The sequence below is a fragment of the Lelliottia sp. CFBP8978 genome (assembly GCF_034046055.2).
In the GTDB taxonomy this organism is placed as follows: Bacteria; Pseudomonadota; Gammaproteobacteria; order Enterobacterales; family Enterobacteriaceae; genus Enterobacter.
Genome location: NZ_CM188253.1, coordinates 2,584,893 through 2,598,691, shown reverse-complemented (window position 1 = coordinate 2,598,691; position 13,799 = coordinate 2,584,893). Strand labels below are relative to the sequence as shown.

General features: G+C 54.7%; 11 protein-coding genes. 8 read left to right on the top strand and 3 right to left on the bottom strand.

What is annotated here, in order from left to right; all coding sequences use genetic code 11:
- Positions 1–193 precede the first annotated feature (193 nt).
- The 5 genes from flhB to bglB all read left to right on the top strand — a co-directional run bounded on the left by flhB (position 194) and on the right by bglB (position 6,794).
- On the top strand, positions 194–1,342 hold the full coding sequence (gene flhB / locus SOM82_RS12290; protein WP_320461609.1) for a flagellar biosynthesis protein FlhB: 1,149 nt from the start codon (positions 194–196) through the stop codon (positions 1,340–1,342).
- On the top strand, positions 1,335–3,413 hold the full coding sequence (flhA, locus tag SOM82_RS12285) for a flagellar biosynthesis protein FlhA (protein ID WP_154125792.1): 2,079 nt from the start codon (positions 1,335–1,337) through the stop codon (positions 3,411–3,413). The genes flhB and flhA overlap by 8 nt, the downstream gene beginning before the upstream one ends.
- The gene (gene flhE, locus SOM82_RS12280) at positions 3,413–3,805 is read left to right on the top strand and encodes a flagellar protein FlhE (protein WP_320461608.1); all 393 of its coding nucleotides are present in this window, start codon (positions 3,413–3,415) and stop codon (positions 3,803–3,805) included. The genes flhA and flhE overlap by 1 nt, the downstream gene beginning before the upstream one ends.
- Before the next feature lie 261 nt (positions 3,806–4,066).
- Positions 4,067–5,650 (top strand): MFS transporter, encoded by a 1,584-nt coding sequence (locus SOM82_RS12275; protein WP_154125790.1) that lies wholly within the window; start codon positions 4,067–4,069, stop codon positions 5,648–5,650.
- 4 nt (positions 5,651–5,654) lie between these two features.
- A complete protein-coding gene (gene bglB / locus SOM82_RS12270) occupies positions 5,655–6,794 on the top strand; it encodes a beta-galactosidase BglB (protein WP_154125789.1) in 1,140 nt (379 codons plus the stop codon).
- 41 nt (positions 6,795–6,835) lie between these two features.
- Here the strand turns inward: bglB and argS are convergent, their stop codons facing one another.
- A complete protein-coding gene (gene argS, locus SOM82_RS12265) occupies positions 6,836–8,569 on the bottom strand; it encodes an arginine--tRNA ligase (protein ID WP_320461607.1) in 1,734 nt (577 codons plus the stop codon).
- A gap of 239 nt (positions 8,570–8,808) precedes the next feature.
- On the opposite strand from argS, the gene SOM82_RS12260 reads away from it, so the two are divergent.
- The 3 genes from SOM82_RS12260 (at position 8,809) to SOM82_RS12250 (ending at position 11,589) form a co-directional block, all read left to right on the top strand.
- The gene (locus tag SOM82_RS12260; RefSeq protein WP_320461606.1) at positions 8,809–9,369 is read left to right on the top strand and encodes a VOC family protein; all 561 of its coding nucleotides are present in this window, start codon (positions 8,809–8,811) and stop codon (positions 9,367–9,369) included.
- 87 nt (positions 9,370–9,456) lie between these two features.
- On the top strand, positions 9,457–10,200 hold the full coding sequence (gene cutC / locus SOM82_RS12255) for a copper homeostasis protein CutC (protein ID WP_320461605.1): 744 nt from the start codon (positions 9,457–9,459) through the stop codon (positions 10,198–10,200).
- A 183-nt stretch (positions 10,201–10,383) separates the two neighbouring features.
- Complete coding sequence (locus tag SOM82_RS12250) at positions 10,384–11,589, top strand: ISL3 family transposase (protein WP_501083524.1); 1,206 nt, start codon at positions 10,384–10,386, stop codon at positions 11,587–11,589.
- A gap of 484 nt (positions 11,590–12,073) precedes the next feature.
- Here the strand turns inward: SOM82_RS12250 and cmoB are convergent, their stop codons facing one another.
- Together cmoB and cmoA are read right to left on the bottom strand one after the other, a co-directional pair.
- Complete coding sequence (gene cmoB, locus SOM82_RS12245) at positions 12,074–13,045, bottom strand: tRNA 5-methoxyuridine(34)/uridine 5-oxyacetic acid(34) synthase CmoB (protein ID WP_320461037.1); 972 nt, start codon at positions 13,043–13,045, stop codon at positions 12,074–12,076.
- A complete protein-coding gene (gene cmoA / locus SOM82_RS12240) occupies positions 13,042–13,782 on the bottom strand; it encodes a carboxy-S-adenosyl-L-methionine synthase CmoA (RefSeq protein ID WP_154125786.1) in 741 nt (246 codons plus the stop codon). Before cmoA ends, cmoB begins: the two co-directional genes overlap by 4 nt.
- Positions 13,783–13,799: the final 17 nt, after the last annotated feature.

The following is a 13,799-nucleotide window of genomic DNA, read 5'->3' as shown; positions in this document are numbered from 1 at the left end:
ATAGATTGTTCATCATTTCAATAAATTAGGCATTTAGTCTAACTTTAGACTTTACAAAGATAAAATTCTGCGTAGTTGGAGTGATTCTACCGTTAAACAGGCTAAAAACGGCTATTTTTAAAGGCTTTTCCGTCCATTGCGTTGGTCACTCTCTGTCATGATAAGTCGACGAAATGGGCAGAGAGCGTGCACTGTGGCAGAAGACAGCGACGACAAAACAGAAGCCCCCACACCCCACCGACTTGATAAGGCGCGTGAGGATGGGCAAATCCCCCGATCCCGTGAACTGACCTCCTTACTGATATTAGTGGTAGGCGTGTGCATCATCTGGATCGGTGGGGAGGCGCTCGCCCGCAGACTGGCAGGTATGCTCTCCGCAGGCCTACGTTTTGATCACAGCATGGTCAATGATCCCAACCTGATCCTGAGCCAAATTATTCTGCTGATTAAGGACGCCATGATTGCGCTGCTGCCGCTGATTACCGGAGTGGTGATTGTCGCCCTGGTGTCACCGGTTATGCTCGGTGGTCTGGTATTCAGCGGGAAGTCACTGCAATTTAAGTTTTCCAAACTCAATCCTTTCCCGGGTATTGCTCGCATGTTTTCTGCGCAAACGGGCGCAGAGCTGCTGAAAGCCATTCTGAAGTCGACCCTGATGGGAAGCACCGCGGGATTTTATCTTTGGTATCACTGGCCCGATATGATGCGTCTTATCAGCGAATCGCCTTTGACCGCAATGAGTAACGCGATGAACCTGGTGGGCATGTGTGCGCTGCTGGTGGTGCTCAGTATCATTCCGATGGTCGGTTTTGACGTGTTCTTCCAAATCTACACCCACATCAAAAAGCTGCGGATGTCTCGTCAGGATATCCGTGACGAATATAAGCAGATGGAAGGTGATCCGCATGTGAAAGGGCGTATTCGCCAGATGCAACGGGCCGCTGCCCGGCGTCGAATGATGGAGGATGTGCCGAAAGCTGACGTTATCGTGACCAACCCGACGCACTATTCCGTCGCGTTAAAGTACGACGAAAACAAAATGAGTGCGCCAAAAGTGGTGGCGAAGGGCGCTGGCCTTATTGCGTTGCGCATCCGTGAGATCGCGAGTGAGAACCGCGTACCGGTACTTGAAGCACCGCCGCTGGCGCGTGCGTTGTATCGGCATGCTGAAATTGGTCAGCAAATTCCAGGCCAGCTGTATGCCGCGGTGGCGGAAGTACTGGCGTGGGTATGGCAGCTGAAACGCTGGCGTTTAGCAGGCGGTCAACGACCTGTGAAACCTGAAAATCTTCCGGTGCCTGAGGCGCTGGATTTTATGAACGAGAAGGACACTGATGGCTAATCTGGTGGCAATGTTGCGCCTGCCCAGCAACATGAAATCGACACAATGGCAAATTCTTGCCGGGCCGATTCTCATCCTGCTAATTTTGTCGATGATGGTGCTGCCGTTGCCAGCATTTGTCCTCGATCTGCTTTTCACTTTCAATATCGCGCTCTCCATTATGGTGCTGCTGGTCGCGATGTTTACCCAGCGTACGCTTGAATTCGCCGCATTCCCGACCATTCTGCTCTTCACGACGTTACTGCGTCTGGCGCTGAACGTCGCCTCGACGCGTATCATCCTGATGGACGGTCACACCGGCGGTGCAGCAGCGGGTAAAGTGGTTGAAGCATTCGGTCACTTCCTCGTTGGCGGTAACTTTGCCATCGGTATCGTGGTGTTCGTTATCCTCGTGATCATCAACTTTATGGTCATCACTAAAGGTGCAGGGCGTATCGCAGAAGTGGGCGCGCGCTTTGTGCTCGACGGAATGCCTGGCAAACAGATGGCGATTGACGCCGATCTCAATGCCGGGCTGATTGGCGAAGATGAGGCGAAAAAACGCCGTTCCGACGTGACGCAGGAAGCGGACTTCTATGGCTCGATGGACGGTGCGAGTAAATTCGTCCGTGGCGACGCTATTGCCGGCATTCTGATCATGGTGATCAACGTTGTGGGCGGATTACTGGTGGGCGTCCTCCAGCATGGGATGGATCTGGGGCACGCGGCTGAAAGTTATACGCTGCTGACCATCGGTGATGGCCTGGTGGCGCAGATCCCGGCGCTGGTGATTTCTACCGCGGCCGGCGTGATCGTGACCCGCGTCAGTACCGACGAAGACGTCGGTCAGCAGATGGTCAGCCAGCTGTTCACCAATCCGAACGTGCTGATGCTCTCTGCGGCGGTACTTGGCCTGCTGGGTCTGGTGCCGGGCATGCCGAACTTTGTTTTCCTGCTGTTTACCGCCGCGCTGTTGGGCCTTGCCTGGTGGCTACGTGGGCGGGATGCTAAACCCGCTGCTGAGCCTGTTCCCGTCAAAATGCCGGAAAATAACCAGGCCGTCGAAGCCACCTGGAATGACGTACAGCTTGAAGACTCTCTCGGGATGGAAGTGGGTTACCGCTTGATCCCAATGGTGGATTTCCAGCAAGACGGTGAGCTGCTCGGGCGTATTCGCAGCATCCGTAAAAAATTCGCCCAGGATGTCGGGTTCTTACCCCCTGTGGTTCATATCCGTGACAACATGGATCTGCCCCCTGCGCGGTACCGTATTCTGATGAAAGGTGTAGAGATCGGTAGCGGTGACGCCTATCCGGGCCGCTGGCTGGCGATTAACCCCGGTACGGCGGCGGGGACTTTACCTGGCGAACAGACTATCGATCCGGCCTTTGGCCTGGCGGCAATCTGGATTGAGAGTGCCCTCAAAGAGCAGGCGCAAATCCAGGGTTATACCGTGGTTGAAGCCAGTACCGTTGTCGCAACCCATCTTAACCATCTGCTTGGGCAATTCTCATCGGAACTGTTCGGACGCCAGGAAGCACAGCAGTTACTCGATCGGGTCACGCAGGAGATGCCGAAACTGACGGAAGATTTGGTCCCCGGGGTGGTGACGTTAACCACCTTGCACAAAGTGCTGCAAAACCTGCTGGACGAAAAAGTGCCCATTCGCGATATGCGGACCATTCTGGAAACACTGGCAGAGCATGCTCCGCTGCAAAGCGATCCTCACGAACTCACCGCCGTTGTGCGCGTAGCGTTAGGCCGTGCGATTACTCAGCAGTGGTTCCCTGGCTCTGGCGAAGTGCAGGTCATTGGCCTCGATACGCCGCTTGAGCGTCTTCTCCTTCAGGCGCTGCAGGGCGGTGGCGGACTCGAACCAGGGCTCGCCGACCGACTGCTGGCTCAGACGCAAGAAGCACTCGCACGTCAGGAGATGCTGGGAGCGCCGCCGGTATTGCTGGTGAATCACGCGCTGCGTCCGCTGCTTTCTCGCTTCCTGCGCCGAAGCCTGACCCAGCTGGTTGTGCTGTCAAACCTTGAGCTTTCCGATAACCGCCATATCCGTATGACGGCGACCATTGGAGGAAAATAATGCGCAAATGGCTGTGGATTTTACTGTTCCCACTGGTGGCGCAGGCCGCCGGTGAGGGCACATGGCAGGCGAGTAGTATTGGGATCACGCTCAGTAACCGTGGGGTGTCGGCTTCGTCGCGCCCGCTCTCTCCGCCTGAGCCGGTATCAGGGCTGATGACGCTGGTGGTCTGGCATTATCAGCTCATCGGCCCGACGCCTGCCGGATTACGCGTACGCTTATGCTCACAGACGCGCTGTACGGAACTGGATGGCGAGAGTGGATCGACCCGAGCCTTTGACAGCGTTCCGGCTCTTGAACCACTCCGCTTCGTCTGGGAAGTACCGGGTGGTGGCCGCCTGATGCCAGCCCTCAAAGTGCAAAGAAATGAAGTGATCGTCAATTACCGCTAGTTGCCTCTCTTTCCACCAGCCGTTGGCAAAATCTGACGGCTGGCTCGCAAAAATGACCCCGCCTTTTGAAGCAAGAGAAACACTGTTTTATAAATCAGTGACACGCGTACATAATCTCTTTGCATTATTGCCATCCGCCTCTGCGCAATGGCAGAAACAGAAAGGTATCAAAAGGTCGATGCTTTTACTGTAGCCGTGTAAAAACTCCCGGATGAGGTTTGCTTCCCAGGGAGTCTCCCAAAACTGACAGGGTTGACGGCAATGAAAACACGTAAAATTGGACTCGCAAATTATCTTGCTTATGGCTCGGGCGATTTCCTTGGCGCTGGTACGACAGCGCTAACCGCAGCCTGGCTTTTATACTTTTATACTACCTTCTGCGGACTCACCCCTATTGAGGCGACATTCATCTTTGCGGCGGCAAGGGTGCTGGATGCGGTGGTCAGCCCGTTAATGGGCTTTTTGACCGATAACTTTGGTACGACCTGGCTTGGCAAACGCTTTGGCCGCCGTAAGTTCTTTATCCTGCTGGGTATTCCGTTTGTGTTCAGCTACTCACTGATGTGGGTCGGCGACATGAGCTTCTGGTATTACCTGCTGACCTATCTGGTGTTTGATATTGTCTACACCATGATTCTGGTGCCGTACGAAACGCTGGTACCGGAAATGACCGACGATTTTAAACAGAAAACAAAATTCTCCGGGGCGCGTATTTCAATGGCGCAGATGTCGGCGATTCTGGCCTCTTTCCTGCCGGGCATTCTGCTGACTCATTTTGGTAAAGACAACGCGATCTCTTTCTTCTATGCGAGTCTGGTCTTCTCCGTGCTGTGCGCGATGATGCTGACTTTCGTCTGGTTCTTTACCTGGGAACGCCCGCGTGAAGAGTGGTCTGAAGCGGCGCTGCGCGCAGAAGAAGAGAAGAAAAAACTGACGCTGGGGCAGAGCCTCAACCGTCTGTTTGTTGAACTCAGCTCTACCCTGCGGGTGAAAATATTCCGCCAGCATTTGGGGATGTATCTGGGCGGCTATATTGCGCAGGATGTCTTTAATGCCGTCTTCACTTACTACGTGGTGTTTGTGCTGATGCAGGAAGCGTCTATGGCGTCCAACCTGTTGGGAACGATGGCTATCTTCCAGTTCATCGCCGTGATTGCGATGATCCCGCTGTGTATACGCTTCGGGCCTGCGCCGTCATACCGGATGGTCGTTGTGCTGTTTGGTCTGGCGTCGCTTTCCTACGCGATGCTCTACTATGCCGGACTGAGCGACATTTATTCGCTGTTGTTACTGGTATCTGCCATCGCAGGGCTGGGACGCGGCGGTATTAACTATGTGCCATGGAATATTTACACCTACATCGCTGACGTCGACGAAGTGATTACCGGCCAGCGCCGCGAGGGCATCTTTGCAGGCATTATGACGCTGACACGTAAAGCCTCTCAGGCTGGCGCCATTATGCTGGTGGGGATTGTGATGCAGATGTCCGGCTTTGTGAGCGGCCAGAAAACACAGCCTGCGGAAGTCAGCCACACCATTCTGATGATCCTGAGCGTGGGAACTATTCTGGTTCTGATCTGCGGTTTCCTGGTCTCACTGCGCTTTAAGCTGAATTTGCAAACCCACAGTACCCTGCGTGAAGAGACCGCCAAAATGCGTGAGTCGGGCCGCGCCATGCCTGAGGCAGCGACGCCACAAGCGCGCGCTACCGTTGAGCTGCTGGCCGGCATGCCGTACGAATCGCTGTGGGGTAACAACAACATTGGTTATCTGAATCGCAATAAACCTGCTGCACCTTCGCTGAAGGATCGCGCTGTACTGAATTCGACATATCACAGAGGTTAAGATTATGAAGGTTTGGCCTGTCAAACATAGCCCGTTACTGCGTCAACCTGAGCATTTCATTGCCAGGGATGAACTGAGATCGCTGATTGAAAAGGTGACGCACAATCTGGTGAACATCCACGATAAAACCGGCGAATTTTTGCTGCGGCTGGACGACGGGCGCGTGATCGACACCAAAGGCTGGGCGGGTTGGGAATGGACCCACGGTGTTGGACTTTACGGTATCTGGCAGTATTACTGCCAGACCGGCGATGACGACATGCGTAACATCATCGACAGCTGGTTTGCCGATCGTTTTGCCGAAGGTGCCACCACCAGGAACGTCAATACCATGGCGCCGTTCCTGACGCTGGCGTATCGCTATGAAGAGACCAAAAACCCGACCTGGCTGCCGTGGCTGGAGAGCTGGGCCGAATGGGCGATGAACGACATGCCGCGCACCGAGCACGGCGGTATGCAGCACATTACGCTGGCAGAAGAGAATCATCAGCAAATGTGGGATGACACGCTGATGATGACCGTACTTCCTCTGGCAAAAATCGGTAAATTACTCAATCGTCCGGAGTATGTTGAAGAAGCGGTCTATCAGTTCCTGCTGCATGTGCAGAACCTGATGGACAGGGAAACGGGGCTGTGGTTCCACGGCTGGAACTACGACGGGCAGCACAACTTTGCGAAAGCCCGCTGGGCGCGTGGAAATAGCTGGTTAACGATTGTCATCCCGGACTTCCTGGAACTGGTGGATCTGCCAGAGAACAATGCGGTACGTCGTTATCTGGTGCAGGTGCTCAATGCGCAGATTGCCGCGCTGGCGAAATGTCAGGATGAGAGTGGCCTGTGGCACACGCTGCTCGACGATCCCGAGTCGTATCTGGAAGCGTCCGCCACGGCAGGCTTTGCCTACGGAATACTGAAAGCGGTGCGCAAGCGTTACGTCAGCCCGGAATATGCCCAGGTAGCAGAAAAAGCGATTCGTGGGATAGTCAAAAATATTTCGCCGGAAGGCGAGTTGCTGCAAACGTCGTTTGGTACGGGGATGGGGAGCGACCTGGAGTTTTATCGCCAGATCCCGCTGACCTCAATGCCGTATGGCCAGGCGATGGCGATATTGTGTCTGACGGAATATTTGCGTAAATACTTCTGATAATAAAAAACCCGGCAATCGCCGGGTTTGTTGTTTCTGTATTACATACGCTCTACGGTTTCGATACCCAGGGTATCCAGACCGAGTTTCAGCGTTTTCGCGGTGAGCTGCGCCAGCTTCAGACGGCTGTTACGGACTTCTTCGCTTTCGGCTGACAGAATCGGACAGTGCTCGTAGAAGCCAGAGAACAGACCAGCCAGATCGTACAGATAAGCACACATCACGTGCGGCGTACCTTCACGGGCCACCACGGCCAGCGTCTCTTCAAACTGCAGCAGACGGGCTGCGAGCTGCGCTTCGCGATCTTCGCTGATGACCACGGTAGCATTCGCCAGCTGGCTTTCATCAATATTGGCTTTGCGGAACACGGACAACACGCGAGTGTACGCGTATTGCATGTACGGAGCCGTGTTGCCTTCGAAGGCCAGCATGTTATCCCAGTCGAAAATGTAATCGGTGGTGCGGTTTTTCGACAGATCCGCGTATTTCACTGCGCCAATACCGACCGCCGTCGCCAGTTTTTCCAGCTCGTCGGCAGGCATATCCGGATTTTTTTCGGCGACCAGACGACGCGCGCGCTCCAGCGCTTCATCCAGCAGATCGGACAGTTTCACGGTACCGCCCGCGCGGGTTTTGAACGGCTTGCCGTCTTTGCCCAGCATCATACCGAACATGTGGTGTTCCAGCGGTACGCTGTCCGGAACGTAGCCCGCTTTACGCACGATGGTCCACGCCTGCATCAGGTGCTGGTGCTGACGGGAGTCGATGTAATACAGCACACGGTCGGCATGCAGCGTTTCATAACGATACTTCGCGCAGGCGATATCGGTGGTGGTGTACAGATAGCCGCCATCCTTTTTCTGGATGATGACGCCCATCGGTTCGCCTTCCTTGTTTTTATACTCATCAAGGAAAACAACCGTTGCACCTTCGCTCTCAACCGCCAGATTTTTGGCCTTCAGATCGGCCACGATGCCCGGCAACATAGGGTTGTAAAGGCTCTCGCCCATGACATCATCGCGGGTCAGCGTCACGTTCAGACGATCGTAAGTGAGCTGGTTCTGGGACATGGTGATGTCAACCAGCTTGCGCCACATCTCGCGGAAATAGGTGTCGCCGCCCTGCAGTTTCACCACATAACTGCGCGCACGTTCGGCAAACGCGTCGTCTTCGTCGTAATGCTTTTTGGCTTCGCGATAGAAACCTTCCAGGTCTGCCAGCGCCATTTCGCCCGCGTTTTCCTGCTGTTGTTTTTCGAGGTATGCGATAAGCATCCCGAACTGAGTGCCCCAGTCGCCAACGTGGTTCGCGCGGATCACTTTATGGCCGAGGAACTCCAGAGTTCGCACCGCGGCATCACCGATAATGGTGGATCGCAGGTGACCGACATGCATCTCTTTCGCCACGTTTGGCGCGGAGTAGTCCACAACCACCGTTTGCGCTTCTGGCTGCGTCACGCCCAGACGGTCTGATTTCAGCGCGGCGTCAACATGGCTTGCGAGGAAAGCAGGTTCAAGGAAAATATTGATAAAGCCCGGACCGGCAATTTCAACTTTGCTGGCAATACCGTTGAGATCCAGATGAGTCAGCACCAGCTCAGCGAGTTGTCGCGGCGGCATGCCCAGTTTTTTAGCCACTGCCATCACGCCATTAGCCTGATAGTCGCCAAACTGTACCTTTGCTGACTGGCGAACCTGCGGTTCGCAATCCGCAGATGCACCTGCGGCAATCAGTGCCTGACTGACTTTTTCGGAGAGAAGAGCCTGAATATTCACCTGGATACCTTACTTTTATGAAGCGGGTCAGCTGCAACCCGCGCCAGTTTGAGAATTTAGGGCGGGAGTATACTGCAAATGCCACCTGGCGTCAGCATTGCACAACCGTAAGCGTGTTCAGAAAACAGGCGATGAAATAGTGCATAAGCATGCAGGCGTAAAATCCCTCAATCTGCAGTTGGTTGCCAGCAGCCAACAGAGTAAATTAGCGGCTTTGCGACCAGATAAGAGAATTTCAAATGGCGAACTGGCAATCCATTGCTGAACTGCATGATATTTCCGCAGATTTACCCCGATTCACCCAGGCGTTCACAGAACTTGCCACTCGTCTGGGGCTGGATATCACGCCTCTCGACGCCGATCACATTTCGTTGCGCTGTCACCAGAACATCACGGCCGAGCGCTGGCGTCGCGGGTTTGAACAGTGCGGTGAACTGCTGTCAGAAACCTTGATCAATGGTCGTCCAATTTGCCTGTTCAAACTGCATGAACCGGTGTGTGTTGCGCACTGGCGATTCAGCGTTGTCGAACTGCCGTGGCCGGGTGACAAACGCTACCCGATTGAAGGCTGGGAACATATCGAAATCGTGCTGCCCGGCGAGCCAGAAACGCTGAACGCACGCGCGCTGGCGCTGCTGGCAGACGAGGGACTCAGCCAGCCGGGTGTCGTCGTGAAAACCAGCTCTCCAAAAGGAGAGCGTGAACGTCTGCCCAATCCGACCCTCGCGGTCACTGACGGCACGGTGACGGTAAAGTTTCATCCCTGGTCTATTGAGCAAATTGTTGCCAGTGAGGGCTAGCCAGTAAAAGTTTGTGAACTTACGCGCTGTCCGTCGTTTTATGGCGTGGCATGATGCTTTGATACCGTAAAAATTAAGGAGAATGATGTGGCGCTGCTGGAGATTTGTTGTTACAGCATGGAGTGTGCTGTGACTGCGCAACAGTACGGGGCCGATCGCGTTGAATTGTGCGCGGCACCGAAGGAAGGGGGGCTTACGCCGTCATATGGCGTGCTGAAGTCGGTTCGTCAGAACGTGACGATCCCGGTTCACCCGATTATCCGGCCACGCGGCGGAGATTTTTGCTACTCCGCCGGTGAGTTTGACGCCATGCTGGAAGACGTTGCCCAGGTTCGTGAACTGGGATTCCCGGGGCTGGTGATTGGTCTGTTAAATGAAGACGGTCATATTGATATGCCACGAATGCGTCGGATTATGACCGCTGCAAAGGGCATGGCGGTGACATTTCATCGTGCCTTCGATATGTGCAAAGAGCCGCTGCAAGCCTTTGAAAATCTGGCTGAACTAGGTGTGGCGCGCATCCTGACATCCGGTCAACAATCGTCTGCGGAAAAAGGACTGAAATTAATTACGGAACTAAAAGCGCATTCTGGTGTTCCAATCATTATGGCGGGTGCGGGTGTCCGTGCCAGTAATCTGGAGTCGTTTTTAGAAGCAGGGGTAGAGGAGCTTCACAGCTCAGCAGGCAAGTGGACGCCTTCGCCCATGCGATATCGCAATACAGGGTTGTCAATGTCGACAGATGCCGAAGCGGATGAATATTCCCGCTACAGCGTAGATGGAGAGTCGGTTGCGGTGATGAAATCAATGATTGATCGTTTTCACGTGTAGCAACGATTTTACCGCGCATCATGTCGCCCAATATGATGCTATTTGTACCAGGCCCCTGCAATTTCAACAGGGGCCTTTTTTTTGGTTCATCGCGGTTAAGCGTGAACCAATAGAAAACGGCGGTAAAAGTGGTTAGTTTTGTATTCGCCAAAACACTAACCAGCCACTCAACCGCCGTCTGCCATGAATGCTAATCTTTCTTCCCTCTTCTGGGAAGGTTTCACTGTTGATTCCTTCACTCATCCTGCACCGGATGCTCTGCTTATTACGCTCCGGCCTGACCCCGGTTTTGCGCCGTCCTGCCGTCGATGTGGCTGTAGAGACTGTGCTGTCCATGATGTCTCTGTGCGACGGGTTCGTGAGCGCGATTTACTTCACTGGCGCGTCACACTTCAGCTTCCCGTTCGCCGTCTGCGCTGTTCCCGCTGCGGGATTGTCACCGAGCGCATCTCATGGGTGCCTGAACGGCAACGTTACACGTCCTCGTTAGCGACCTGGGTGGAATCTCTTACCCGGTTATTGCCGGTTAAGCATGTGGCACAGTTGACCGGTCTGCACTGGCACACCATTAAAAATATCGACTGCCGACGCCTGCGGCGGGAACTCCGGGAGCCTGAACGGCACACGCTGCGCCGCCTGATAATGGATGAGTTCGCGCTGTTCAAAGGGCATCGCTATGCCACGGTTGTGGTGGATGCAGATACACAACGGGTGCTGTGGGTCGGTGAAGGGCGCAGCCGGGTAGCCTTCCGTCCGTTCTTCACCTGGCTGGGCCCGGAAGGATGTGCCGCCATCGAATCTGTCGCGATGGATATGAATACGGCGCTGGACCTGGAAGTGAGAGCGCAGTGCCCGCAGGCGGAAGTGGTGTATGACCTGTTCCATGTTGTGGCGAAGTTCGGCCGGGAAGTCATCGACAGAGTGAGGGTCGATCAGGCGAATCAGTTGCGTGACAACAGCAAGGCGCGGAAGGTTATCAAACGCGGCCGCTGGTTGCTGTTGCGTAATCCAGAGAACCTGCCGGCCGGGCATGATGTGAAACTGGCAGAGTTGCTGGCGGCGAACCAGCCGTTAAATACGGTGTATGTGATGAAAACAGCCCTGAAAGAGCTGTGGTATGCCCCGGATAAAGACGTTGTGAAGCGTCGCTGGAATGAGTGGTACAGGCAGGCACAGGAAAGTGGCATCAGGGCGTTGCAGCAGTTCGCTGATAAGCTGAAGGGTTACGTGAGCGGCATAATCGCGAGTGCCACGCATCGTCTGAATACCAGCGTACTTGAGGGAATGAACAACAAGATCAAAGTGATAAAACGAATGGCATACGGATACCGGGATAACGACTACTTTTTTATGAAGATAAAAGCAGCGTTCCCCGGTAAGGCGCGATGAACCTTTTTTTATCCCCCTCACCCCGGCCCTCTCCCCAAAGGGGCGAGGGTGAAAAGACCGCACCGCGCAATCCCCGCTCCCCAAAGGGGCGAGGGTGAAAAGACCGCACTGCGCAATTGCCTCTCCCCAAAGGGGCGAGGGTGAAAAGACCGCACTGCGCAATTGCCTCTCCCCAAAGGGGCGAGGGTGAGATGACCGCACCGTGCAATCCCCGCTCCCAAAAGGGGCGAGGGTGAAATGACCGCACCGCGCAATCCCCGCTCCCCAAAGGGGCGAGGGTGGAAAGACCGCACCGTGCAATCCCCGCTCCCAAAAGGGGCGAGGGTGAAATGACCGCACCGCGCAATCCCCTCTCCCCAAATGGGCGAGGGTGAAAAGACCGCACCGTGCAATTGCCTCTCCCCAAAGGGGCGAGGGTGAAAAGACCGCACTGCGCAATCCCCTCTCCCCTATGGGGAGAGGGTTAGGGTGAGGGGGTGAAAATCTACGGCTTCGTCGCGATCAGCACTGCACGCATCGGCGCCGGATAACCTTCGATAGTTTTGGTCTGGTCATTCGGGTCGAGGAATTCGGCCAGCGATTCCGTCGTCAGCCATTCGGTGCGACGCTGCTCGTCGGTAGAGGTGACGGACGCATCCACGATGCGAATATCCACAAAACCACACTTCGCCAGCCAGTTTTTCAGCGCCAGCGCAGAAGGAATAAAATAGACATTTCGCATTTGGGCATAACGATCGCCCGGCACCAGTACGGCATTTTCATCGCCTTCGATCACCAGCGTTTCAAGCACCAGCTCGCCGCCACTGACTAACTGATCTTTTAACTGCCACAGATGCTCAAGCGGTGAACGGCGATGATAGAGCACACCCATCGAGAACACGGTATCAAACGCGTTCAGCGCAGGCAGTTGCTCAATGCCAAGCGGTAAAACATGCGCACGCTGGTCGTTACCCAGTAATTTACGTACCGCTTCAAACTGGCACAGGAAAAGCTGCATCGGATCGATACCGACCGCCAGGTGCGCGCCCGCGCCAATCATGCGCCAGAGATGATAACCGCTGCCACAACCCACATCCAGAATCGTGCGGCCCGTTAAATCGGACAGATGGGGTAACACGCGGTCCCATTTCCAGTCGGAACGCCATTCGGTATTAATATTCAGGCCGTACAGTGAAAACGGGCCTTTACGCCACGGCATCAGGTTGCGCATCAGTTTCTCAAGGCGTAGCAATTGTCCCGGGCTTAGCGGCTCTTCGCTTTCCGCCGTCACGCTGTGCAGCAAATCCAGCCTGTAGGGCGTCATCTCTGGCAAAAATTCGACCGCATTACTCCACTGCTTAAACTGACCGTGCAGCGAGTCGCGCTGCCAGGCGGCAACTTGCGCAGGCAGGGTTTCCAGCCAGTGAGAGAGAGGGTTCTTAGCGATAAGCTGATAAAAATTGCTGAAATCGATCATGCCTTACCGCCTTTGAGCGCCACCAGCGAACCAAAATTAAAGCACTGGAACCACAGCTCGCTATGCTCAAAACCGGCTTTCCGCAGACGCGCTTTGTGCGCTTCGACGGAGTCCGTCAGCATGACGTTTTCCAGCATACTGCGCTTTTGACTGATCTCCAGCTCGCTGTACCCGTTGGCACGTTTAAAGTCGTGGTGCATGTTAAACAGCAGTTCACCGACGTTTGCGTCTTCGAAGCTGAATTTTTCCGAGAGGACCAGGGCGCCACCGGGGTTAAGCCCCTGATAAATTTTGTCCAGCAACAACTGGCGATCTTCAGGCACCAGGAACTGCAGGGTAAAATTCAGCACGACCATTGAGGCATTTTCAATCTTAATGTCACGGATATCGCCTTCAATGACGTCAACAGGGGTAGGCGCTTTATAGGCATCTAAATGACGGCGGCAGCGTTCTACCATGGCCGGGGAATTATCGACGGCAATGATCCTGCAGCCTTCGTGATGCACATTACGGCGAACGGACAGCGTCGCGGCGCCCAGCGAACAACCCAGGTCATAGACCTGCGTGCCTGGCTGAACGAAACGTTCAGCCAGCATGCCGATCATCGAGATAATATTGGAATAACCTGGAACAGAGCGCTGGATCATATCCGGGAAGACTTCAGCTACCCGTTCATCAAAGGTCCAGTCGCCCAGACTGGCGATAGGCGCAGAAAAAAGCGTGTCGCGATCAGACATAACGTAAAAATCCGGGA